The sequence below is a fragment of the Brevibacillus sp. NRS-1366 genome (assembly GCF_050467985.1).
In genome coordinates, this window is sequence record NZ_JBITPN010000023.1 from 158,326 (window position 1) to 182,689 (window position 24,364).

General features: G+C 47.5%; 19 protein-coding genes. 3 read left to right on the plus strand and 16 right to left on the minus strand.

The genetic code is table 11. From position 1 onward, the window contains the following. Positions 1–73: 73 nt before the first annotated feature. The 13 genes from ACIFQN_RS21505 to ACIFQN_RS21565 all read right to left on the minus strand — a co-directional run bounded on the left by ACIFQN_RS21505 (position 74) and on the right by ACIFQN_RS21565 (position 16,960). A complete protein-coding gene (locus tag ACIFQN_RS21505) occupies positions 74–1,327 on the minus strand; it encodes a GNAT family N-acetyltransferase (protein ID WP_429835083.1) in 1,254 nt (417 codons plus the stop codon). A 413-nt stretch (positions 1,328–1,740) separates the two neighbouring features. Further along, complete coding sequence (locus tag ACIFQN_RS21510; RefSeq protein WP_429835106.1) at positions 1,741–3,180, minus strand: MDR family MFS transporter; 1,440 nt, start codon at positions 3,178–3,180, stop codon at positions 1,741–1,743. A 147-nt stretch (positions 3,181–3,327) separates the two neighbouring features. Then, positions 3,328–3,966, minus strand: a complete 639-nt coding sequence (locus ACIFQN_RS21515; RefSeq protein WP_429835084.1) for an NUDIX hydrolase — start codon at positions 3,964–3,966, stop codon at positions 3,328–3,330. A 104-nt stretch (positions 3,967–4,070) separates the two neighbouring features. Then, positions 4,071–5,588 carry a methyl-accepting chemotaxis protein gene (locus tag ACIFQN_RS21520; RefSeq protein ID WP_429835085.1) on the minus strand — a complete coding sequence of 506 codons (1,518 nt, stop codon included), beginning with the start codon at positions 5,586–5,588 and terminating at the stop codon, positions 4,071–4,073. An 84-nt stretch (positions 5,589–5,672) separates the two neighbouring features. Further along, the gene (locus ACIFQN_RS21525) at positions 5,673–6,524 is read right to left on the minus strand and encodes a purine/pyrimidine permease (protein WP_429835086.1); all 852 of its coding nucleotides are present in this window, start codon (positions 6,522–6,524) and stop codon (positions 5,673–5,675) included. A gap of 118 nt (positions 6,525–6,642) precedes the next feature. Then, positions 6,643–8,214 carry a glutathione ABC transporter substrate-binding protein gene (locus ACIFQN_RS21530; protein WP_429835087.1) on the minus strand — a complete coding sequence of 524 codons (1,572 nt, stop codon included), beginning with the start codon at positions 8,212–8,214 and terminating at the stop codon, positions 6,643–6,645. Positions 8,215–8,398: 184 nt separating this feature from the next. Further along, positions 8,399–9,634, minus strand: coding sequence for an amidohydrolase family protein (locus ACIFQN_RS21535; RefSeq protein ID WP_429835088.1), 1,236 nt, complete (start codon positions 9,632–9,634; stop codon positions 8,399–8,401). A 24-nt stretch (positions 9,635–9,658) separates the two neighbouring features. After that, complete coding sequence (locus ACIFQN_RS21540; protein ID WP_429835089.1) at positions 9,659–11,230, minus strand: glutathione ABC transporter substrate-binding protein; 1,572 nt, start codon at positions 11,228–11,230, stop codon at positions 9,659–9,661. 106 nt (positions 11,231–11,336) lie between these two features. Next, entirely contained in the window at positions 11,337–12,929 is a 1,593-nt protein-coding gene (locus ACIFQN_RS21545) for a glutathione ABC transporter substrate-binding protein (RefSeq protein WP_429835090.1), read from the minus strand. A gap of 290 nt (positions 12,930–13,219) precedes the next feature. Then, a complete protein-coding gene (locus ACIFQN_RS21550) occupies positions 13,220–14,824 on the minus strand; it encodes a glutathione ABC transporter substrate-binding protein (RefSeq protein ID WP_429835091.1) in 1,605 nt (534 codons plus the stop codon). A 146-nt stretch (positions 14,825–14,970) separates the two neighbouring features. Then, positions 14,971–15,468 (minus strand): ABC transporter substrate-binding protein, encoded by a 498-nt coding sequence (locus ACIFQN_RS21555; protein WP_429835108.1) that lies wholly within the window; start codon positions 15,466–15,468, stop codon positions 14,971–14,973. A 96-nt stretch (positions 15,469–15,564) separates the two neighbouring features. Next, positions 15,565–16,638: a branched-chain amino acid aminotransferase gene (locus ACIFQN_RS21560; RefSeq protein ID WP_429835092.1), complete on the minus strand. Its 1,074-nt coding sequence runs from the start codon at positions 16,636–16,638 to the stop codon at positions 15,565–15,567. 187 nt (positions 16,639–16,825) lie between these two features. Continuing rightward, positions 16,826–16,960: a zinc-binding dehydrogenase gene (locus tag ACIFQN_RS21565; RefSeq protein ID WP_429835093.1), complete on the minus strand. Its 135-nt coding sequence runs from the start codon at positions 16,958–16,960 to the stop codon at positions 16,826–16,828. Here ACIFQN_RS21565 and ACIFQN_RS21570 point away from each other — a divergent pair. Further along, a complete protein-coding gene (locus ACIFQN_RS21570) occupies positions 16,919–17,203 on the plus strand; it encodes a hypothetical protein (protein ID WP_429835109.1) in 285 nt (94 codons plus the stop codon). The two genes, ACIFQN_RS21565 and ACIFQN_RS21570, sit on opposite strands and share 42 nt — an antisense overlap. 46 nt (positions 17,204–17,249) lie before the next feature. Here ACIFQN_RS21570 and ACIFQN_RS21575 read toward each other — a convergent pair whose 3' ends face one another. Both ACIFQN_RS21575 and ACIFQN_RS21580 read right to left on the minus strand, forming a co-directional pair. Continuing rightward, positions 17,250–18,728 carry a DUF4179 domain-containing protein gene (locus tag ACIFQN_RS21575; RefSeq protein WP_429835094.1) on the minus strand — a complete coding sequence of 493 codons (1,479 nt, stop codon included), beginning with the start codon at positions 18,726–18,728 and terminating at the stop codon, positions 17,250–17,252. After that, positions 18,721–19,299: an RNA polymerase sigma factor gene (locus tag ACIFQN_RS21580; protein ID WP_429835095.1), complete on the minus strand. Its 579-nt coding sequence runs from the start codon at positions 19,297–19,299 to the stop codon at positions 18,721–18,723. The genes ACIFQN_RS21575 and ACIFQN_RS21580 overlap by 8 nt, the downstream gene beginning before the upstream one ends. Positions 19,300–19,659: 360 nt before the next feature. Between ACIFQN_RS21580 and ACIFQN_RS21585 the strand changes: the two genes are divergently transcribed. After that, positions 19,660–21,084: a HAMP domain-containing methyl-accepting chemotaxis protein gene (locus tag ACIFQN_RS21585; protein WP_429835096.1), complete on the plus strand. Its 1,425-nt coding sequence runs from the start codon at positions 19,660–19,662 to the stop codon at positions 21,082–21,084. An 87-nt stretch (positions 21,085–21,171) separates the two neighbouring features. Here the strand turns inward: ACIFQN_RS21585 and ACIFQN_RS21590 are convergent, their stop codons facing one another. Next, entirely contained in the window at positions 21,172–22,641 is a 1,470-nt protein-coding gene (locus tag ACIFQN_RS21590) for an amidohydrolase family protein (protein ID WP_429835097.1), read from the minus strand. Between the two features lie 290 nt (positions 22,642–22,931). On the opposite strand from ACIFQN_RS21590, the gene ACIFQN_RS21595 reads away from it, so the two are divergent. Further along, on the plus strand, positions 22,932–24,176 hold the full coding sequence (locus ACIFQN_RS21595; RefSeq protein ID WP_429835098.1) for an amidohydrolase family protein: 1,245 nt from the start codon (positions 22,932–22,934) through the stop codon (positions 24,174–24,176). Positions 24,177–24,364: the final 188 nt, after the last annotated feature.

A 24,364-nucleotide genomic window follows, 5' to 3' on the forward strand; every position in this document is an offset into this window, starting at 1 on the left:
TCCCCTTTTGTTACATGATATGGGAGGGAATAAAAAAAGATTACCATATGTGGCGAAAATGTGACACTTTTAATTAAAAAGGAGTTGTGCTCCGCGGTTTTTCTGCTACGTAAAAGAGTCGATCCAGCCTGGCAATTTCCTCGGCTGCGTCAACCTCGACCAGTCCATACAAATACAGCTTACGGAAGCTGACCGCTCCCATTACGAGCGAAGAAAAATCAGAAATATCTAATTGCACACTGACATCTGCATGACTGTTCTCCAATAATTGCGGATGCCCTTCAGTAAATTGGATGAGCCAGGTTCCCTCATTTTCCGGTAAGAACGAATCACGAATGGATAAGCGCAACGTCACATTTTCTAAGCCAAAAGAACGCTCGGAAAGCTTTGCAAAAAATCCTGGTACATCAATGACCCGATACATCAGTCCAACTCCAGCGACATGGCTTTCGTGATATACACTCGGGAGGAGATTGTTTGTCCCATTTCCAGGATCAGACAGCAGGACATGGAAATCTTCATCAGCAGTGGTCAGTACAATACGCTGAATCTGATCCGCCTGGCTATGCAAAAAGGAAAGCAACTGACCGAGTGCCTCGCGTGTTTCATAATGGAACTCCTTGATTACCAGATCATTGTACATCCGGTTTTCTTCATGGGCATGTTTGTAGTGGAAGGCGAGATAGCCACTTAGGCGTCCATCGCATTTGCAGCCAACCACGACTTGGTCCGGTTGTTCCAGGAAATTTTTCAATTCCCGATCCGTCTTTCTGATCATCCCGTGTGTTTGGCGAACGACCCGATGATAACAGGCCAAAATCTCTTCCCTGTCTTCGGTTCCCAAGTAAACGATCTGGTCTTTGCCGACATAAGGCAGGCTGGATGGCTTGATCCGGTATTGATTGATCTTGGTGCCCATTCCAAACCCCATCTGTTTATAAAAATCGACCCGAAATGGATACAGCGAGACAAGACAGATACCACGCTCGCGATAGCTCTCGAGAAATCCTTTCAGCATGGATTTTGCTACTCTTTCTTTTTTATGCAACAAATCAACTGCTACCATCCCGATACCGCCTGTCAGCATTTGTGTGCCGTGTACGTTCATGGAAAAATCGTGCCACTTCATGATTCCAATGAGGCGCTCATCTCGGTAACACCCGTGGAAACTGACATTAGGGTCGTTTTCCAGCGTATCCTTTACACGTTCACTAAATCGCTGGCTATTCTCCGGTCCCAAGAGATTGCTACCTGGATAAGCCCTAGCTGTAATTCTGACAACATCGCCTACTTCCTCAATTGAAACGGGGCGAATCTCCTCCATCATCCAATGCACTCCTGTCTGTTGAATTATGAGGATACCTTATCTACTTACAGAAAATAGTATCGAATCTCGGGGGCATAAGGCAATAAGAAATTTGTATATTCTGGTAAATTGTGGCGAGCTTCAATGGAAGTGAGGAAAAAGGAGAAAACGCTCCGGTTCTTGGAACACTTGCTTGGGGGCATTCCTGTCCGGCTCCATTTCAAAAGCGGAACCGCGTCCAAAGTAGCCGATCATGGAGTATCTCAGAGGTGGACGCTAAAAGCGTGTTCCGCTTATTTCTCCTTTTTCCTCACACCAGCTTTTGCTCTTTGTCGGGAGTTCTTTTTGGGGATTTTCGATGAAGTTTTTTGTAGAAGCGGCTCTTTGCCACTTTTGACATAAAAAAGCGCCAGCCAATAGCTGACGCTTTTTCCTTAATTATTCCTTGCTAGTTCCTTCTGTGCTTTGGCAAACACCAGCGACAGGCAGAAGCAGCATACAGCCAGTACGAGGGAGCCCGTAAACACGACATGTACACCGGATGCGAGAATATCCCGGATTTGCATGAGTTGCTCAACTGGGATGCCGCCTGCTTCAAACGAGGCACCAAGGTTGGTATGCCCGCTGCCGACTGTCACCAGATTGAATAGCATCCCGAATACGGCTGCCCCAAAGGTTTGGCTAAATGTACCCGTGAACGTATTGAGCGCGACCGCTGTGCCTCGTTTGTCGACCGTGACAGAGGCCTGGATTTTTACCATGACGATCGGACTGATCAGACCCATGCCTAAACCAATCAAGCCGACTGCCACGTAAATAAGGTAGCCAACCGAATGGGATGACAAAAGGGTGAGTAGCGACGCAGCTATTGTCAGTACGGCTGTCCCAGCTATAATTAATTGCTCTGCCCGCAGCTTCCCCAGCAAATTCCCGGAGAGGACGGCGCCGATTGTCCAACAAACGGGCATCGGAGTCAGGACAAATCCGGCCATCGTCGCACTCTCTCCCAGAACGCCTTGACTCCAGATCGGCAGGTAGACCACCATGCTGATCACGATGCCATTCGTCAGCAGCGTGAGCAAGTTGATCATCATCACGTTGCGATTCGTGAGCAGTGAGAGCGGTATGAGCGGCTCGGGCGACCTCTTTTCCACTGACACGAAAACGAGAAAGGTCGAAAGTGCAAACACGATCAAGGAAATGGTCACCGGACTCGTCCAAGACTGATGCTGACTGCCTGTCAACAATGCGTACAGCAATGCAATCGTTCCTACAGAAAAAATAAGGGCACCTGGATAATCAATATGCCGCTTCGTTTTTACGGCCAGCTTCTCTTTGTAGTACAGCACCAGCATGAAAAACGACAGGAGTCCAAATGGCAAGTTGAGAAAGAAAATATAACGCCAGGATAGCGTATCGACCAAAAATCCTCCCACCAACGGACCTGCCACACCGGAAAGCCCCCAAACGGCACTGATCCAGCCCTGGGCTTTCGCTCTTGCCGTTTGCTCTGTGTACAAATCGCCGATGATCGTCATCGTAATCGGCATCACAGCCCCTGCGCCTAGCCCCTGAATTGCACGGTACACAATCAGTTGTTCCATCGACAATGCCACTCCACAGAGGGTAGAACCTAGCAAAAAGATTCCGATCCCGGTCAACAGCACATTCTTTCTTCCAAACAAATCAGCCAGCTTCCCGTATATCGGGGCAGAAACTGCTGTGGCCAGCATGTAAATCGCATACACCCAGCTCACTTGCTCAAAGCCCGCCAAATCACTCGTAATACGCGGCACGGCTGTGCTCACAATCGTTCCTTCCATCGCGGCAAGGAATGTCGAGAGCATCAGTGCCATCATAATCTTTACTCTCATCATGCTCTCCTCTCTATCTGCAAAAAAATCATGACCGCCAAAAAGCGTTGTCATAGTATAGCACAGTTTTTTCTTTCACAGACTGCTTCCCGGCAAAAGAAAAATCCTCGTCATGTTCACAACAAGACGAGGTTTGTTTGTCTCATGTTATTTGCTCCGTCTGTGAGCAGCGTAGTCCTTTACCGCTGCAAACACCTGCTGATAATAATGATCTTCATGTGGTACAAAGTGGGTTTTGTCCACCTCTGCGTCGACGTCCCAGTTTACGATTTTTCCTTCGATTAAAAAGCCTCTTGCGCGAATGGTGGATACCTGCCCGGCGAACAGCTTTTCTATCTCATCCAAATGGACCCAGACCAAGCCCGTTACCTCTTCTGCTTGCAAACGGTACTCGCTGAGCGGTTGATCACATTCATACAGGAACACGTGGCAGAATTCTTTGTCCATGACTCCCGGAGCGCTTGTCACATCGCGAATGATACCGACAGCATGCAAGTCTTGAAAAGGAGCAGACAGCCCCAGCTCTTCCTCCAGTTCTCGCACACCGTCGCTTGGTTGCTCAGAAGCGAGCAGATGACCGGCTGAAGTGATGTCGAGCAAATTGGGGCACGTATCTTTATCCGGATGTCTTTTTTGGAACAGCAGCTCAATTTGCTGCCCTGTGGTTCGAAATATCCAGCAATGAAATGTCTGGTGCCATAGTCCTCTGCGATGTACCTCACTTCTTTTTTCGATCCCGATAGGTTGTCCTTCTTCATCGAAAATGTCCAGCTTTTCTTCCTGCATGCCATCCACCTCTCATCCCTGTATCTATCTTTCTCCACGATAACAGGCATGGCAGTTTATGGCTACCACAATTGCAGGCAAATTCAGGCTGAATGAATCATTCGCTACGCACTGAAGCGCTCCTGCAAGGAAAGATTCAAACTGGTCAACTGCTTAATTTCACCATCAACCTGCTTGGCCGACTCAATCTGATGAACGCTCATCATCGACAGTTCCTCCATGGCAGCAATGCCTTCCTCGATAACCGTCGAAATTTGTGAGATCTCTCCCGTTACATGAGCTGAATCATTCTTGATAGAGAGCATCATCTGGTTCAGCCTTCGAATAAACGTAAGCAGGTGCGTAATCGTCTCCTTCACTTGTACGAAATCATCTGCAAACACATCTACTTCGGTGACCGACAGCTCCGCCACTGTTTGGCTGTTTTGAATCAGGGCAGACGTCAAATCACTTTCTTTTTGGATGGCTTCCATGATCATTTGAACCTCTTTTGCGGCTTCACGGCTCTGATTCGCGAGCTTTCTGATTTCACTTGCTACAACTGAAAAGCCTTTGCCATGCTCCCCTGCTTGAGCCGCTTCAATAGAGGCATTCAATGCCAACAAATTCGTTTGATCCGCTACTCGTTGAATCATGCCGATCATGTTTTTTGCCCGATCTGAGGATTGCTTGAGAGAGCGCATCGTTTCCACGACCGTGCTGATTGCCACGATAATTTGCAGCATATGCTCATGCAGCAATTGAACCTTTTGGGAACTGGTTCCGATCGCTTGCTCGGTCACTCCCGCATTTTCTTTCATTTCTTCTGATGCCGACAGCGCAGCTTGAATCGAGTTGTGGATGCTTTGCAGATTATATTCCATGTGCTCGATTGCTTTGGCTTGGTCACCTAGTCCTTGCGATACTTCAGTAAAAGCATTTCGCATCTCTTGATTGCTTTTCACGTTTTGTTCTGATTTTCCCGAAACGATTTTGGAAGTGGAGCCAATTTGCTCAGCTAATGACTGGACCTGCTCCAGCAAGTTCACTATCTCATTTTCCTTGGTTTTCTTTTCTGCTTCCAACTGTAGAGTCATCTGCTTCTTCGAATTGATTTGCATACATGTTGCTCCTGAGGTCAGAAGCAGAAATCCGGCATGGATGAGCAGCATGGTAAAAGGGTATGTCTCGGTTCCAAACACCAGTTGCGGCAAGAAAAAATATCCTCCCAAGTGCTGTACCGCAAACAGAAGTGTCATCATCATGATCAAACGTGCATTTTCATAGTAAGCCGTTGCTGCGATGACCATAAAGATGGAAAAATGAAATTCCACGCCACCACCGCTACCGCTGATCATTCCGATACTCGACAACGTCAGCGTCAGCGTGTTGATCCATGGCAGGACAGGGTTCTCTTTATTTCCAATATACCAATAAATGGCTAGTGCCATAGAAATGATCGGCAAGAAACAAATTGCGATTTGTTCTACAAAAAGCGAAGGATTCATTGTAAAACCCGTGGCGTGCATTCCCATCGAATGATGAAACGGATCGAAGAACTTGGTAATCACAAATAGAAGGACATTCAACAGCACGGCAGAGAGTGATAGAAATAGCATGAGGCGATTTTTTTTAGTTAGCATAAGTCGTTACAAGTCTTTCCTTTCATTCAAAGTTGTATTTCCTATAAATTCACATACCGTCCTATTCTATCACACTCATTTGAACTATTTCTGAAACTCGGCTTGCACAGCCCCGCTCTCTTTGCATGCCGTATCCTTCCAAACCCTCTCCAACACCATCGCAATGAGGACGCCGACCAAGAGGCCATTGCCTGCAATATATTGAATCACTGTAGGCAGCCCTTGGAACATATCAGTCGGTAAAAACATGATCGACATTCCGAACAAAAGGGTCACTCCAAGGATCGTCATCCTTCTCTCTGTCAACGCTTCCCTCAGAATGGCTCGAACGCCAAGCCCCACCATTGGTATAAAGGCAGCGAGCTCGACCGCATACGCAACGGGAGCAGGTAATTTGGTCAGCAGTCCGATCGCGGGCGGAATGAAGGAAAGGCACACCATAACGATCCCTCCAATGAGGAAGGGAGCTAGTCTGCTTTGCCCAGTCATCCGCACGAAACCAGCGCTTCCACCCAGCGGGACAATCCCGACCGTCGAGAAAACAGAAGAAAGCACATGAGCAAGCCCACCTACAGCCGCACCGCGTGAGAAACGTCTGGAATCCTTTTTGGGAATCTCTGCGATCGCTTGCTCCATCGACTCTGTCGCAGCCAATGTACTGGAGAGGAGCATCAGAGTAAGCGGGGGCACGGCAACTGCCATTCCGCTATCAAATTGCGGAGGTCCCCACGCAAAAATGTGCGGCAAGCGAAACCAGGCAGAGTCGGTAATCGCTGAGCCCCCCATCCCCATACAGGCGAAAACAAACCATCCGGCAGCGATGCCGATGAGTACGGCGTAGCTTTTCCACCAGCTTTTCCCCCATGTCGACAGGCAAAAGACGAGGACGAACACACCGATGGCTACCAGTCCAGCCAGTGCACGATCTCCTTCCAAAGGGCCACTGTATCGCCCCTAGTGACTGATTCCATCCTGTTGTCTGTGCGTTCCTAAGCATGCGCCCCTCCAAACAGAACAGGGGGATAGCGTCAATCGCCATCCCCACTGATTGAATTTATTTTACAGTTACTTCATCCAGCATCAAATACCCTACAGGACTGAGCCAGAAACCATTTACATCTTTGGATGTAACAGATACGTGGTCAATCGTACGAATCGGGATGACTGGCACTTCCTTCAATTCGATTTCTTGCAGCTTTGCATAGATTTCGTTACGCTTGGTTGCATCTTTTTCACGACGACCTTCTTCGATCCATTTATCTACCTCTGGATTGTTGTAGAAAGCCAGGTTACCGGCGCTTCCTTTGGACGAGCTGTGGAAAACATTGTATTGGTTATAGTCGCCGTCACCGGTCGCATTACCCCAGCCACCGATGAACATCGCATGTTCACCTTTGTCTGTGAAATCCAGATAAGCTCCGTATTCCATTACTTTAATTTCAACATCAATCCCGATTCCCTTCAGTTGGGACTGGATCACTTCTGCTACGTTCATCCGCTCTTTGCGGTCATCTGTTACGATCGAGGTCTTGAAACCGTTGGCATAGCCGGCAGCGGCGAGCAGTGCCTTCGCTTCGTTCACATCATAGGAGTAATCCTTCAGGTTCGGATTGTAACCGATCACTTTGGAAGACAACGAGGATACAGCCTCTGTTCCTACATTGTTGTATACGCCTTTGACAATTGCTTCTTTCTCGATTGCATGTGCGACTGCCTGACGTACGCGCACATCGTCAAACGGTTTTTTCTGTACGTTGAAACCAATGTATTCGACGCCAAGCCCTTCTGCACGTACCAAGTTCATGCTGGGAGTAGCTTGCGCGCGCTCTACCTCTGTTACAGGGAGCTGGTCTCCGATGTGAGCCTCACCAGCTTCGACCATCGCGATCCGAGTCGTATCTTCTGGAACGACTTTGTAGAGGACTTTATCTACTTTTGGTTTCTCGCCCCAATAGCTATCATTTTTTACGAGGGTCATATCCTGACCGGGCGTCCACGATTCAAATTTGAAAGGCCCTGTACCCACAGGCTGCTTGGACAATGTATCTGAATGCTCAGCGATCGCTTTCGGGCTGAGAATGCTGCCTTCAGAGCTAGCCAAAATGGAGAGCAGCGGAGCAAACGGATACTGCAAGATGAATTGTACGGTTTTATCGTCTACCGCTTTAATCTCTTTGATCATGGAGAAGCTGGATGCACGTGGAGAAGCAACCTTTGGATCCAGTACTCGTTCGAACGTCTTTTTCACCGCTTCTGCATTAAATGGGGCACCATCATGGAAGGTAACGCCTTCACGCAGTTTAAATTCCCATGTCAGGTCGTCGACTTGCTTCCAATCCGTTGCGAGCGTTGGCTTGTATTCAGCATTTTTATCACGCGAAACCAGACTCTCATATACTTTTCCATAGATGTAGTTAGCCGATGGAATATTGGAGATGAAGTGCGGGTCCAGATTGTTGGCATCCGCCTTGCGGGCTACAATCAATGTACCGCCTTCTTTTGGAGCTTCTGCGGCTGACGTATTCCCCGTATTCGTTTGTTCTGCCCCTGAACTGCATCCCGTCAGCGCTGTACCAATTACCAGCGTCAGAGCAAGCAAAGAGCCGAACAAGCGTGTCTTCTTCATTTGTAAATCCCCCTTGTCGAACACTGTCGAAAATTCTGAATCTATGTCCTATTTGCATTATACGGGATATTATTCGACAGTCTTTTCAGCATCTTTACATCTATTTATATTATTTTTACTTTTATTTAAAGAACCCGACCTTCCTTAACCAGTAAGGAAGATCGGGTTTACCCTTTTAGACAAACTAACCTCGTTCACACGTTTCCTTTTGCCAGACGATCTTGCCAGAAAAAATGACTGCTTCCTTGGAGGATTGACGGGCGACTGCCTCTGCTGAGCATTTTGCTCGCACAAACACTGCATTGGCCACATCCCCTACTTTTGGCCAGACTTGATTGCCTGCTTCATCCAGCGGAGTCATCCCCCCTGTTACAAAGCCTAAAGCCCTGGATAATGATACCTCGTCGATCAAGCGAAAACGCTCCGCTAACCGATTTGCCTTTTGCAGCATATCCCCTGTGCCAAACGGGTCCCAGTGGTCGGTAATATTATCGTTGCCAAGCCCTACGTGAACACCTTTCGCATGCAAAAGCGGAACCGGAATCGTCGGCATATCAATTGGAATTGCTGTCATCACAGAGATCTGCAAGCTGGCCAAGCGTTCTGCCATTTCTTCGACAAGCCCAGTAGCTACTTCCCCAAGTCCGTAAGCATGGCTGATGCTGACGCGCCCCTGCCAACCCGCCTCCTCCGTCATGGCCGCAAGCCGTTTCATAATAAAGAGCCCCAAATGTCCTGGCTCGTGCAAATGCAGATCAATGTCTGCATTCGCTTCTACAGCGATATCCATCATGGTGTAGAGAGACTTTTCGACATCATCATCAAACGTAGCCGGATCGACACCGCCTACCAGACCGGCACCATGCTTCATCGCCTCCCGCACCAGCGCAACAGAATCACTGCGCAGCAACCCATGCTGAGGGAAGGCAACAATTTCCCAGGAAAGTTTCCCCCTGTATGTCTCCAATGCCTGTAGGGTAGCCTCCAGGTTTTTGAGCCCGATGACCGGGTCAATGTTGCAATGTGTCCGAACATGGGTAGCTCCATGAGATTGCACGAGGTGCAACAGCTTTTCTGCTCTTTCCTTCGCAACCGGTAATTGAAGTGGCAATAGCTCCTGCTCTTGTTCAATCCTGAAAAAGCGATTAGGGGCAGGGATTACGGCTTGCCACGGTCCTCCATAAAATGTTTTATCCAGGTGAATATGCATTTCCCGAAACGAAGGAAGCATGAGGAGTCCGTCTGCATCCCAAACCGCTTCTCCTTCTGGCAGCGGCTCTGCTGCAGGAATGATCCGCTCTATGCGTCCATCAGCTACCGATATATGAAACTGATCTGTACTTGTTCCATTCACCCTGCCGTCTTCCACTAAAAAGCTGCACTCCAGACTTGCATTCGCGATCCAGAAGCTTTCTTTCATACCACTTCTTCCTTCCTTTCACGATTACTGGATCGTAATGTCGTTGATCATCATGTAGCCAGATGGGCTGATCCAGAATCCTTTAATATTTTTCCCTACAGCAGCAACATGCTCTAGATTGCGAATGGGAACCATCGGTGCTTCATCGGATTCGATTTGCAACGCCTTCGCATAAATTTGCTTCCGCTTTTCTATGTCCTGTTCACGGCGTCCTTCCTCGATCAGTTTATCAACTTCCGGATTTTCGTAAAAGGTTGTGTTCCCACCTTTGCCTAAAGAAGCGGAATGGAACAAATTATACTGATTGTAGTCTCCATCGCCCGTTGCGTTACCCCAGCCACTTATAAACATGTCTGTTTCGCCGTTATCTTCGGCATCCAAATAAGCGCCATACTCCAGTACTTTTAGTTCTACTTCGATTCCTACTCCCTTTAGCTGGGATTGAATGACTTCTGCCGCATTGATTCTCTCTTTTCGATCTCCTGTCCAAATGGTCGTCTTGAAGCCATTCGGATAACCCGCTTCCTTCAGAAGTGCTTTTGCCTTATTCGGATCAAAATTGTAACCTTTCAGACTCTCGCTGTAACCAAGAACCTTTGGACTCATGGCAGAATTTGCTTTGGTTCCGATATTGTTGTATACCCCTTGAATAATCGCATCTGTCTCAATTGCATAATTGATCGCCTGGCGGACACGTACATCATCGAAAGGCTTCTTTTTATTATTGAAGCCGATAAAATCAGTTCCCAACCCAACAGTTCGGTATAGATCAAGCTGTGGGGAATTCTTCACTCGTTCAATCTCAGTGACTGGCAAAGGCTCGGCAATATGGGCCTCTCCGGTCTCAACCATGGCGATTCTTGTCGTGTCTTCGGGAACAACCTTAAACACAGCCTTGTTGAATTTCACCTTTTCTCCCCAGTAGTTGTCATTTTTCACGAGGACGATTTCTTGTCCGGGTGTCCATGACTCAAATACAAAGGGCCCGGTCCCAACTGGATGCTTGCTCAAATCTTTGCCGTATTGTTCGATCGCCTTTGGACTGATGATGCTTCCTTCGTGATTGGCGAGAATCGAGAGCAACGGTGAGTATGGATACGCCAGCTTGAACTGTACCGTATAATCGTCTACCACTTTCACTTCTGTGATCATTTGAAATTGGGTCGCTCGTGGAGATCCAACCTTTTCATCAAGTACACGGCCAATTGTCGCTTTTACCGCCTCGGCATTAAACGGCGTTCCGTCGTGAAAGGTGACGCCTTGTCGCAGCTTGAATTCCCACGTGACATCGTCAAGCTGCTTCCATTCAGTGGCGAGCAGTGGCTTGAACGCCATGTTTTCATCCCGTGAGATCAATCCTTCATAAACTTTGTGATGGACGACACTCGCTGCGTTTATTGCCGAAATAAAGTGCGGGTCCAAGTTATTGGCATCGGACTGACGTGCGATAATCAAAGTCTGATTCGACTTCCCTGGTTCTGTTTCGGTTACGGTTCCTCCTGTACTCTGTTCGCTACCCGCGGAACAGCCCGCAAGTAAAATGCCTACGCTAAGTACACTTGCCAGTACCGAACTCAACCGTTTGTTCTTTTTCATACTCCAACCCCCAATTACTCTATTTTTCTGTTGCGCAAGCTCATAAATACCAGCAGCATAGCTCGTTCCAAAGAAGGAAGGTCGCTATGCTGCTCATGGTGTACATTTATTGAATGGTTACATCATCAATTTCGATATGACCTGCTGGACTGATCCATACACCTTCTACACCTTTTTCAATCGCTGCCAGGTTTTCTGAGTAACGATATGGCACCAATGCTGCCTCGTCCATTTCGATTTGCTGTGCTTTTTCATAGAATTGTTTCCGCTTTTCCTCATCTTGTTCCTTACGACCCTCTTCAATCAGCTTGTCCACCTCAGGATTGCTGTAGAAGGAGTGATTACCAGGAGCGCCTTGGGATTTGGTGTGGAACAAGTTGTACTGATTGTAGTCCGCGTCACCGGTAGCATTGCCCCATCCGCTGATGAACAGGTCAGTCTCGCCTTTCGTCGCTGCATCGATGTAAGCTCCAAACTCCAGCACTTTTACTTGCAGATCAATGTTGATTTGTTTCAGTTGCTGCTGCAGAACCTCTGCTACGTTGATTCGTGCTTTGTTGTCGTTTAAGTAAATCGTTGCTTTGAATCCATTGGCGTAGCCCGCTTCTGCCAACAGTTTTTTCGACTTCTCCAAATCGTAGTCCGCGTCTTTTACATTCGGGCTGTATCCTACCATTGATGGAGAAACGGAGGAATGTGCCACAGTTCCTACGTCATTGTAAACACCTTGAATGATGGATGCCTTGTCAATCGCATGCGCAATCGCTTGACGTACGCGGACATCATCAAATGGCTTTTTCTTCGTGTTAATTCCGATATGATCACTGGAGAAGGAAGCAAAGCGCCCAAGTGTCATAGAGGAAGAGTTTTGTACACGATCTACCTCAGTAACCGGAAGCTGCTCGGCTACCTGGGCTTCACCCGTTTCTACCATTGCGAGCCTGGTCGTATCCTCTGGAACGGTCTTGAAAACGACCTTGTCCAATTTCGGTTTGTCACCCCAGTAGCTGTCGTTTTTCACCAACACGACTTCTTGACCGGGTGTCCAAGACTCGAATTTGTATGGCCCGGTTCCAGTCGGATGCTTGGTCAGTTCTTTGCCGTACTGCTCAATTGCTTTTGGAGACAGGATGACTCCTTCTGCGCTTGCGAGTACGGACAAGAGCGGAGTATACGGGTAATGCAATATAAATTGAACTGTCTGATCATCTACGACCTTTACTTCTTTGATCGCTTCAAACAGATTGGCGCGGTTCGAACCTACTGCGGGATCCTGGACACGCGCAATCGTCTTTTTCACGGCTTCGGCATTGAACGGTGAGCCATCGTGGAAAGTGACCCCGGAACGCAGCTTGAACTCCCACGTCACACCATCGACTTGCTTCCATTCGCTTGCAAGAGCGCCTACGTATTTACTTTCTTTGTCCATCCGGACGAGACCCTCGTATACTTTGTGATGAATAATAGCGGCGGAATTGATTTGAGTGAGGAAATGCGGGTCTAAATTGTTCGCGTCAGACAAACGGGCAATGACGAGAGTGCCTCCTGTTTTACTGGCTGGTGCTGCTGTACTAGCTTGTCCGGAAGCGTTTGCGTTTGCATTTGTTCCTGCTTCTGGTGCTGACGAGCAGCCTGAGAGTGCAGCAGAAACCGCGACAGTCAGCGCAATCAGCGTTTGGAAAAAGCGCGTCTTTTTCATGTAGATGTCCCCCTTTTTCGTTTGCGCTTCATCAATTTGAATATTTTAACCATTCGCGCATGTCTCATTTTACCTACAATTCCGCCAATATTTTTTCACTCTCTTTACTAGAATTTTCACTTTCTTTACTATTTTTTCAGATTTTTAAACAAATTTTAAAGATTTAAATGCGTTCGGGCTGTAGTGGGGGAGAGGAAACAGCTTTTTTCTAGACGGCTTTAGAGCGGAGCGAAGTACAAAAAAACTCTCTCCGTTTTCATGGAGAGAGCCTTTTGTCTTGTTGGTCACTGCTATTCGATGGTCACATCACTCACGTCGATATAACCGGACGGACTAATGTAAACTCCTTGCACATTTTTGGCGATGGCAGCGAGGTTTTCACTGCTGCGGTATGGGAGCAGTGGAACTTCTTCCATCTCGATCTGCTGTGCTTCGGCGTAAATTTCCTTGCGCTTCTCAGGGTCTTTTTCCTTGCGAGCCGCTTCAATCAGAGCATCCACCTTGGGATTGTTGTAGAAGGAGTGGTTGCCTGGGACGCCTGCCGAAGTACTGTGGAACAGATTGTACTGATTATAGTCGCCGTCACCAGTTGCATTCCCCCAGCCACTAATGAACATCTCGGCTTCTCCTTTGGCTGCAAGATCCAGATAGGCACCGAATTCCATTACCTGGATCTGCAAATCAATGCCAATGCCCTTCAACTGAGATTGGAGCACTTCCGCTACATTGATCCGAGCTTTGTTGTCATTTAAATAAATGGTCGCTTTGAAACCATTTGCATAGCCCGCTTCTGTCAGCAATTGTTTTGCCTTGTTCAAGTCGTACTCTGGCGTTTTGATGTCGGCGCTGTACCCGATCACTTTTGGTCCCAGCGATGAGATAGCTACTTTTCCTACGTTATTGTAGACACCTTTAATAATGGATTCCTTGTCCACAGCATGGGCAATCGCTTGACGCACGCGTACGTCATCAAACGGCTTTTTGGTAACATTCATGCCGATATGGTCTACGGCAAACGATTCAAAACGCCCCAAAGACATGTTCGTGGAATTTTGGACCCGCTCCAGCTCAGTTACAGGCAGCTGTTCAGCCACATGTGCTTCTCCTGTTTCCACCATTGCAACACGCGTCGTATCTTCTGGAACCGTTTTAAAGACGACCTTGTCAACCTTTGGCCCCGTTCCCCAATAGTTTTCATTTTTGACGATGACGATTTCTTGACCTGGTGTCCAAGATTCAAAAGTAAAAGGCCCTGTTCCTACCGGATGCTTCGACAAATCTTTTCCGTATTGCTCGATTGCTTTTGGGCTGATGATACCGCCCTCAGCACTTGCCAGAACAGACAGGAGACCGGCAAACGGATAATGAAGAATAATTTGCACCTTTTGTGGATCGATTATCTTTACTTCTTTAATCATCCCGAACATGTTTGCTTTTGGCGTCGGGTTTTTCTTGTCCAAAATGCGATCAATCGTCTTTTTTACTGCTTCCGCATTGAACGGGGCTCCGTCCTGGAAGGTAACTCCCTCGCGAAGCGAAAATTCCCAGGTAACGTCGTCAAGCTGCTTCCATTCGGTTGCCAAAAGCGGCTTGTACTCACTGTTGCGGTCCATGAGCACTAATCCCTCATAAAGCTTGTGCTGAACTACAGCCATAGAGTTGATCTGCGTGCTGAAATGCGGATCCAAATTATTCGCATCAGACAAACGCGCGATAATGAGTGTACCGCCCTCAGCTGCTGCCGGAGTCGCTGCAGCCTGATTGGTGGAAGGAGCGGCTGTGCTTGGTGCTGCGCTTGTTTCACTTGACTGTTGCCCGGTGGAACAACCAGTCAAAGCGGAGGCAAGCAGGAGGGACAAAGCGAGAACAGAACCTAACCATTGTTTTCGTTTCATGAATGATTCCCCCATTTACTGTAGGTAAAAACAAATGATGATTACTTTTAAAATTTTAACAATTTTCTAACTTTTTATCTTTCTAGTATCTTTACCTCTCTTTGCAATATCTTTACTATTTTTAGTGTTGTTCGATATATAACTACCTATTGGACAATCGACGTATCATACAATTGCAAGAGTCCCGACGGGCTGATCCACACGCCTTGGACGTTCTTGCTGATGGCTGCCAGATTTTCTACACCACGATAAGGAATATGGACCGCATCCTTGACTTTGATTTCCTGTGCCTTCTCATAAATCTGCTTGCGCTTTTCTACATCCTTTTCCGTTCTCCCAGCCTCAATCAGTCGATCCACTTCCGGATTTTCATAGAAGGCGTAGTTACCGGGGGCACCTAAAGAAGAACTGTGATAAAGGTTGTACTGATTGTAATCTGTATCCCCTGTTGCATTTCCCCAGCCAGTGATATACATGCCTGTCTCGCCCTTGGCTGCAAGATCAATAAAGGCCCCACATTCCAGTACATTGATTTTTAGATCGATACCGATTCCCTTCAATTGAGATTGGAACACCTCCGCAATTTCGTTTTCGTTATTTTTACCTCTCTTTTCATTATTTTTGCCATATTCCTTTTTACCGATAAGGAAACCACTATCGAGGACACTCTGGGCGCAAAAAAAAGAGGCACAGCCCTCTCATCTCTAGAGAAAGCGGTGCCTCTATGTATGCCTATTCACTTATTCCGTTACTGCAACAGACCATCCAAACTTGTCTTCTATTTCACCATACTGAATGCCAGTCATGGTTTCATACAGCTTCATGGTTAACGGTCCTGTTTTTTCGCCGTTGATAATCATTTGATGGCCGTTCCAGTTCAAATCACCAATTGGAGAAATAACGGCTGCCGTACCTGTACCGAATGCTTCTTCCAGCTCGCCATTGTTGTACGCTGTATACAGGTCTTCTATGGATATGCGTTTTTCAACGACAGGAACACCCCAGTCCTGGAGCAAGCGAATGGTAGAGTCCCGAGTGATGCCCTCTAAAATGCTTCCGTTCAAGACAGGAGTCCAAACCTCGCCCTTTACTTTGAAGAACACGTTCATGCTGCCTACTTCTTCAATATACTTGTTTTCTACACCATCGAGCCAGAGAACTTGCTCGTAGCCTTTTTCTTTTGCTTCCACCTGTGCTTTGAGGCCACCAGCGTAGTTACCCGCCACCTTAGCGTTACCTGTTCCGCCTCGCACTGCACGGACGTAGTTGTTTTCTACATAAATTTTTACTGGTTCCATTCCGCCTGCATAATAAGCGCCTACTGGGGACAGCAGGATGATCAATTTATACGTATGCGAAGCACGAACGCCAAAACACGGCTCAGTCGCGATCACAAACGGACGGATGTAAAGCGAAGTGCCGCTCTCAGTCGGAATCCATTCTTTGTCAGTCGCCACCAGCTTTTTCAGGGCGTCGACCATGAATTCCTCGTCTACCAGCGGCATGCTCAACCGCTCCAGTGAACGATTCATTCGCTTGAAATTTTGATCGGGTCTGAACAGCCACACTTTATCTTCCTTGTTGCGGTATGCTTTCAATCCTTCAAAGACGGCCTGACCGTAGTGAAACACCATCGCTGCCGGATCAAGCGAAAGCGGGGAATACGGAACGATCTGTGGATCATGCCATCCTTTACCTTCTGTATAGTCCATGACAAACATATGATCGGTGAAATTCACCCCAAATCCCAGCTTGTCAGTCGCTGGCTTCTCTTTTTTCTGTCCAGTGAGGGCAATCGATAACTGACATTCCATTTTCCACATCTCCCTTGGTATTAGATCCTACCTCTTTAGTACTACACATTTCTTAATAAAATAGCAACTATTTTGAATGATTGCTAGCATAAGTTTCTTTCAAGCATCACTTTCATTCCCTAATTGCCCTATGAATTGGACCAAGTGCATGTGAATCTACTGTTGTTTGCACAGTCGGTGACTTCCCTCAAATCACGATAACTACTTTTCCACGACCGTGACCTCTTTCGATCTCTCGGTGCGCTTCTGCCACCTGCGTTAGAGGAAAAGACTTTCGGATATGCAGATGCAGCTTGCCCGCGATGCACCAGTTGACGAGCATTCTGCCGTCAGCTATTTCATTCGCACAGGAATTGGCATCGCCTTCTGGCCGGAATCGCTAGGTGAAAAGATCACTTCTATTAAACTACTCCGCATCAATCAACCTATTTGTGTCCGCACCTACCAAATCACCTGGCTGCAGGATCGTTATTTGTCCAAAGCCGCCCATACGTTTCGAGAGTACCTCATCTCTTACTTTGCTTCGCTTCAAGCAAGGTTGAGCGAAGCAACAATAAGGGAATAAGTGTAACGTAAAGAAGCTGCCTGATTCGGCAGCTTCCCGTGTTTGCTTATTTTGGACTCTGATTCGCTGGTTGAACTTCCACCGCTGAAGTAGGTAGCGGCACTCTCCAATTCACATCGGTATACCGTTTTTGCGCTGCATGAATTCGCAGGACAAATTTCTCTTGATTGAGTTTCATTTCTTCACTTTCTAGTTTGATTTTGACATGGTCTCTCCCACGCTCGTCCCGACCGACCGTCTCCCACCCAAAACCATTGATTTCATAGGCTTTACCTGTTTCATCCGTCAGCACCCACCACGAGCTGTTAATGTAAGAAATGTCCGTTAAATAAGCGTCTATCGTAATAACTGGGATTTCCTCGTTTCTCACTCCTTTTTCGATGAGAAGAGAAGTGACTTGAAACTGATTGTCATTTTTTTCAGCACTGGCCGACTTGTTACCAAGCTGTTTCGGCTCAAATGGTAGGTTCAGCTCGAATGGCTCCGCTTTGTTTACGGCATGCAGCACCATCGTGTAGCTATCATCTGCAGAAAAGGGTACATACGAATCCTGCCAGGAAAAATGTCCATAGCGATCCTTTCCTTCTCTTTTAAAGGACACTCCCTGCGAATAGTCGCTCACCACTTCTCCTTTTGCATTTTCGATGTGATACTCCAATTGGTACTCCTGATATGGGACGAAAGGAGCGTAACCAGGATTTCTCGTTTTGCCAATGAGTTGGCTGCTTTCGCTCTCCAGCTTTTTCTTTGCATCATCCGTCCATGCAGTTTCATAGTCCAAGCGACTTGCCGTCGGAGAGTGAATGATTCTATTGATGGTAATTTGCAAGCCTTGCGGTGTCGTGTACGTCTCCAAGAGAGGAATCGTTTTTGTGGCTGCCGCCGCTTTTGAGATGTCAAACGGAATGCTCATCGACCAGTTACCTGCTGTTGTGCCAATTTTAGAAGCCCCTACTTGCAGTGCGAGGTTCTGTTCCCTTGTCTCCAGATTGCCTTCTACCGTAATGTATCCGTATTGATCATTCCAGCTTCTCCCACCGCTAGACTTGAATTCTTGAACCGGCTTTCCATCACGATCTGCTAGCTGGACACGATAGAAAAGAAGCTGATCGGGTGAAATCACCTTACCCTGCTGATCCTTTAGCACATACATGATGACGATCCGCACAGGATCAGCAATAATCTCTTTCACTTCCCATGTAATTCCCTGATCCGTTGCAGACGCACTCGTTCTTTGTGAAAAGCCTTTTTCTGCTGCCGTTTGCAAGCCAAGATCGAGATCCGCTCCGACAAAAAACGATTTGAGATAGGCGGCAAAAGTTGGGGATACATAGGTTCCGAGCGACACCGTCAAAAAAAGAATCATAGCGAAGGAAGCAGGTATACAAAACGCTAGTAAAAATCGGGACCTTTTTTTCACCCGTTTCGTAGATGTGGCTACACCCGGCATGACGAAAGCTGGCTGCTCCAGCTCGTCTGCCACCTTTTTTAAAGTCTGTGAGATTTGCTGGTCAAGATTAGTCATTTGCGATCACTCCCATCTCCACATCTCCTAGTGCAGCCTCTTCCACCTTCATCTTTTCGCCAATCAGTTTTCTCGCCTTATGCAATCTCGATTTCACTGTTCCTTCAAACACCCCGAGCATTTTAGCGATTTCCGCAATACTGAAGTCTCCGTAGTAGTAAAGGATCACCGTAGACCGATGCACGGGCTTCATCGTCTGAATCGCACGCCATACTTGCTGTTCTGTCTCTTGCTGAAGAATACTTTCCAGCGGGCTTGGCCCTGTTCCCATAAAATCCGCGTTTAATTCTGTTGTGGATTTCTTTCGGCGAATCAAATTAAGGGCACGATGTGTCACAATTTTCATAAACCATGCCCGAAAAGACGTGCCTTTTCGCACATCGAACCGATAAAGAGATTGATACGCTTCCCATAACGCCTCCTGGACAGCATCTTGCGCCAGATGGTAATCGTGAATCAGCAAAAAAGCCGTTCGGAATGCTGTGTTCAAATGCGGCTGGACTAGATGTTCAAAATCCAGCTTGTCCTTGTCCATCTGCACGCCTCCTGGCCGGAAGACATGTTCACTCACTGTTCAAACCCTCCCCGTAGTACCTCTCCTCTATGTATTCACCACTTTCTGCCTTTTGGTTCACGAAAAGTAGTTCACCATTCCACTTAGCTAGTGTAGACTTTATTCAATGAAAAAACTTACCATAATAAGGAGAAAAATCAAATCAGTTTGTGGTTTTGGGTTACTTCTTTCTCATTCCGTCCAGCTAGTGGCATTTTCAGAAGGTGGATTTTTCGCGGAAATGGAAGCAGCCTGCGGTTGAAATGATTTTCCGATTTTCACTTGAATGCCCGACTGGAAATATTTATCTAGTTTTAAGTGTCAAAAATGCGGGTAATTCAATGTCATCAGAATGCAATTCAACCTGGAGGAATTATCGTGACTATCAAGAAAAAGGTTTTGCTCGGTTTCATTGGACTTATTGTCCTGCTGCTCGTCGTCGGAGGGATCTCCATTTTCCAAATGCAGAGAATGGGGGATCAGTCCACAGAAATCAAAGACAATTGGGTTCCTAGCCTCGCTTTGATTGGAGAGACAAATGCTTTAGGAACCAACGTGCCGAGACTGCTGAATCAAATGGGCCTGGAGTCAGACGATAAGGAGATTGCAAAACTGGACTCCCAAATTCAAGTCCTTCTTGAGCGGATTCACAAAGCTGTGCAAAGTTATGAGAAATTAATTGCCAATGATGAAGAAAGACGACTCTTTTCTGAGTACCAGCAATTGTGGCAGGAATACGAAAAAGAGTTACCTCGGGTCATCGACCTCGCAAAAGGATCCGATCAACTAAAGACGATCAATGCTATTAAACAAGTGGGCCCGGTATGGGAAGAGTCTCAGCAAGTCCTTATCAAACTGAAGGAACTGAACAGTGCAGGTGCGACCGAGGCAACCACCAATTCGGTAGACATTTACAGTACTGCTCTCCTAAGCATTAGCATCGTGATTGTAATTGCAATCATCATCGGTCTGCTCTTGGCGTTTATCATTTTCAGGGACATTCGTAGCGTTGCTGACAGCATTACGATGTCCTCCCAAACGGTAGCGAGCTCCTCCGAAGAAATCTCGGCAAGCATTCAAGAGGTAGCGACGGGCAGTCAGCATCAGACGAACATGGTTAACGGCATTTCTGAGATGATCGACCAGATGGACAAAGCGATCGGGCAAATCGCTTCGAATATCGAAGAGACGAGCCATTTAGTAAACAAGACGTCCGTCATTGCCGAGAATGGCGGAAAAATGATGAACAGTGCTATGGCGGGCATGCAAGACATTTCAAGTAAAGTACACTATCTCCTCGACAATTCCAAGAAGATCGACTTGATCGTCACCACAATCAAAGACATCGCCGATCAAACCAAGCTGCTCGCGTTAAATGCATCTATTGAGGCAGCGCGGGCGGGCGAACATGGCCGCGGCTTCGCAGTCGTTGCAGATTCGGTAGGAAAATTGGCAAATCAAAGCGGTGAAGCCACCAAAGGAATCATTCAATTGGTGCACACGATGCAGGAAAGTACACAAGACACCGTGGAAACAGTGCGTTTAGGCAATGAGCTAATCGTCAAAGCAGGCGATTCCTTTACGGAAATCATCCAATATGTAAACGAGTCTGCGGAACGGATCACAGAGGTTGCTGCGAGCTGCGAAGAACAGTCTGCACAAACCAACGAAATTTTGCAATCCTCACAAAATATTGCCGCAGTGACTGAGCAAACCTCCGCCAGTACGCAGGAAACAGCCTCCGCAACGGAAGGGCTGGCAAACATGGCGGAAAAATTGAGTTTATTGGTTACAAAATTATAAGACACGCGGGGCAATCCATAACTACACGAAAAAGGCACAATCGACTGTCTCCAGTCCGATTGTGCCTTTTTCATACACGCATCAACCTTATGCTTTGTTTACGACTCGGAAGGAAGGAGCGAACAGCTCAGCTTCCCCGAGTTGTTGATAATCCCGCTCTACATAGCCCAGACGCATTTTGTCAAAATAGCGCTGTCCTTTTGCTTTCACTTCCTCCAAATCAACGCCCGGCAACATCCGGTCTTTCATCACTGTGCGTCCATTGATAATGGACAGCTTCACATCGCGGCCAGAGCCAGACATGATCAGCGAACGAACCGGATCCTCAATCGTTCCCATGTGGAAGCCATCCAGATCAATGGCAATTATGTCTGCTTTGGCGCCTGGCGCTAGTCGGCCCAGATCGTCTCTGCCGAGGAACCGAGCTCCTCCCAATGTCGCTGCCCGATAAATGTCCGCATAGCTCGAATCTGCCACATCCCCTTCCTGCAAACGGGATAGCATACTGGCAGTGCGAATGTTTTGGATAAAATCGGGCGGGAATGTATCTGTCCCGATCGCAATGTTGATTCCCCGGCGCTTGTAGCGGGCGAACGATTCCAACGCAGAGCCGTGGCGGCCGATAACGAGCGGACAGTGGATTACAGTCGTTCCTGTTTCTTGCAGCAAGGCGAGGTCGTCTCCTTCGCCGATTGTGGCTTCACTGTAACCAGGGATAAAATGGGCATGTGGAATGGCGGTCTTCTTCCCTAAAAAGCCCAAGCTGTGCAGGAACTGAACAGGTGACTTATTGTGACGGCGGTACATTTCATTGTACTCAAAGCTGCCTTGTGCTGCGTGCAAACGAACCGGACAGCCCAGCTCTTCGCTGTAGCGCTTTGTTTCGATCAGGTTGTCTGGTGTTTGGGTCTCAATACGCTCAGGAGCCAGCATGCCGCGGATCAGACCGTTGTGCGCGCCATCGAAATCTTTGACGAACTGAACAGCACGTGCAAGCCCTGCCTTCCCTTCTGCTTCGTTCCAGAGAACCTCGATTTCGCCGTTTTCCTTGACCACACGCATACCCGATTGATAGCTCGGTCCCATGTACATGCGCAGGCCCAATCGTCCTGCATGATCGGCTGCCGCTGCCAACTCTTCGTACGTTTCCGCCCAGCGCTTGTAAAAGACAGACGTGATCGGCATCGCAGTCGTTACGCCATTTAATATCAACTGGCTGTAGGCATAAAGCGACTTGAACGCCTCTTCCTCGGGGGTCATGACCTCATGATAGCCTTTGCGGTAATAGTCTTCAGACCAGAGCAGATTCTTATTTCTTCCTGCCGACGCTTCCAGATGAACGACATCGTGATCAATATCACCCAATGCATTCAGGTCGATAAAGCCCGGGCTGACCACAGCGTTACCTGCATCAATCACCTCGTCTACTTCCCCATCAAAACCGTGACCCACGTACAAAATGGTGTCGTTTTCGTATACGACTTCCCCATCCTTCATAATCACGTGGTCCTCGCCATCGAATCCAATCACATATTTTGCCGTTATTTTCGTCTTCATGTTTTACCTCCCTCAACGCTAATCCCCTCTCATTATAGGAAATATTCTGTAAAATATGTTTCAATTGCTTTACGTCTATTTGCACAATCTTTACTACTTTTAGAAAATGGGCAAGATTCCTGGAATACGTAAAGATCATGCAAAAACAAGTAAAGATGGTGAAAATGCCTTTTCGAAATATTCACTACAATTAATAGTGAACAGCTAGAATTAACCTCTTTTTGCTTTCATCGCACTCGTGCGGTGAAGTGTATAAACTTCCTTACACAATGAGAAAGGGATGATTTCATGTGAGTTATGCTTACTGGTTAACCAATGTACGTCTCGACAGCGGTTTTGAGACCGGACACGATGGAGTTGTTCATACTACCTCGGAAATCTGTCATCTGCAGATCAACGACGGCAAAATCGTACAGATCGCATCCGCAAATGAACCACTGGACACCGCACTGCCTAAGCAGGATGCAAAGGGTTTGCTAGCGCTCCCCTCTTTTGTCGAGAAGCATAACCATCTGGACAAAACGTATGCAGGCGCAACATGGAAATCTTGCCTCCCTCCGAAAAAGCTGATTGATCGCCTGGAATTCGAAGCGACTGAAATGCCTACTATGACAGGTACAACCAAACAGCGGGCAGAAGCGATGCTCCAGTGGTTATTGAAAGGTGGAGCCACGCATGTACGGACCCACGTCAATATTGACCCTTATATCGGTTTGAAAAACCTGGAGGGTGTCCGCGCAGCGCTGGAGGCTTACAGTGATAGGATGACGTACGAAATCGTCGCCTTCCCTCAGCAAGGACTCTTGCGTACACAAGCAAGCTCCCTGATGAGACAAGCGATGAAGGAAGGCGCGACACTGGTTGGAGGTTTGGATCCGGCCGGTATCGACAATGAGCTGGAAGGCTCGCTGCGAGAAATGATGGACATCGCTGTGGAAGCAGATGCCGATGTCGATATTCATCTGCACGATCCGGGCACACTCGGCTTTTATACGATCAAGCGAATTCTCGATTTGACGGAAGAAGCTGGCTGGCAAAACCGGATGGCGATCAGTCATGCATTCTCACTGGGGGACGTCTCTGTAGAAGAAAGCACTGACATGGCAGAAAGATTGTCTCGACTGGGAACGATGATCATGACAACCGTTCCAATCAATCGGGCAATGCCACCTGTTCCAATCCTGCACGAAAAAGGAGTACGTGTCGCACTGGGCTGCGATGGATTCTACGACTCCTGGTCCCCTTATGGAACAGGAGACATGCTCGAAAAGCTGAATCGTCTCGTCGAGCGCAATCGCTGGGTAGACGAGCGCTCTCTCGTTCAATCCCTGTTCTTTATTACCGGGGGAAAAACGACCTTGGACAAGGATGGCAACCGCGCTTGGCCTCAGGTTGGCGACGAGGCGAGCATCGTCTTTGCAGAAAGCTCCTGCTCTGCAGAGGCTATCGCTAGAAGATCCAGGCGGGCTGCTGTCATGTTCAAAGGACGCATCGTTCACGGTGCATTGGAAAGAATGGAAGAAAACTTCAATTAATAGACTCGTTGGCTTCGCTGATTTTTTTTGCGAAGCCTTTTTCATTATCTATTGGTCGAACTTTGGTGGAGAAGAGAAAAAAGAAGAAAAAGCGAAAGTTTATGCTTGGTAGGCAACAAATTTAACTAATTCCGAAAGAAGTCTCCCTCTTCTAAACGTGAAGGTGAGTTAGCACCAGTGAAAGTGGG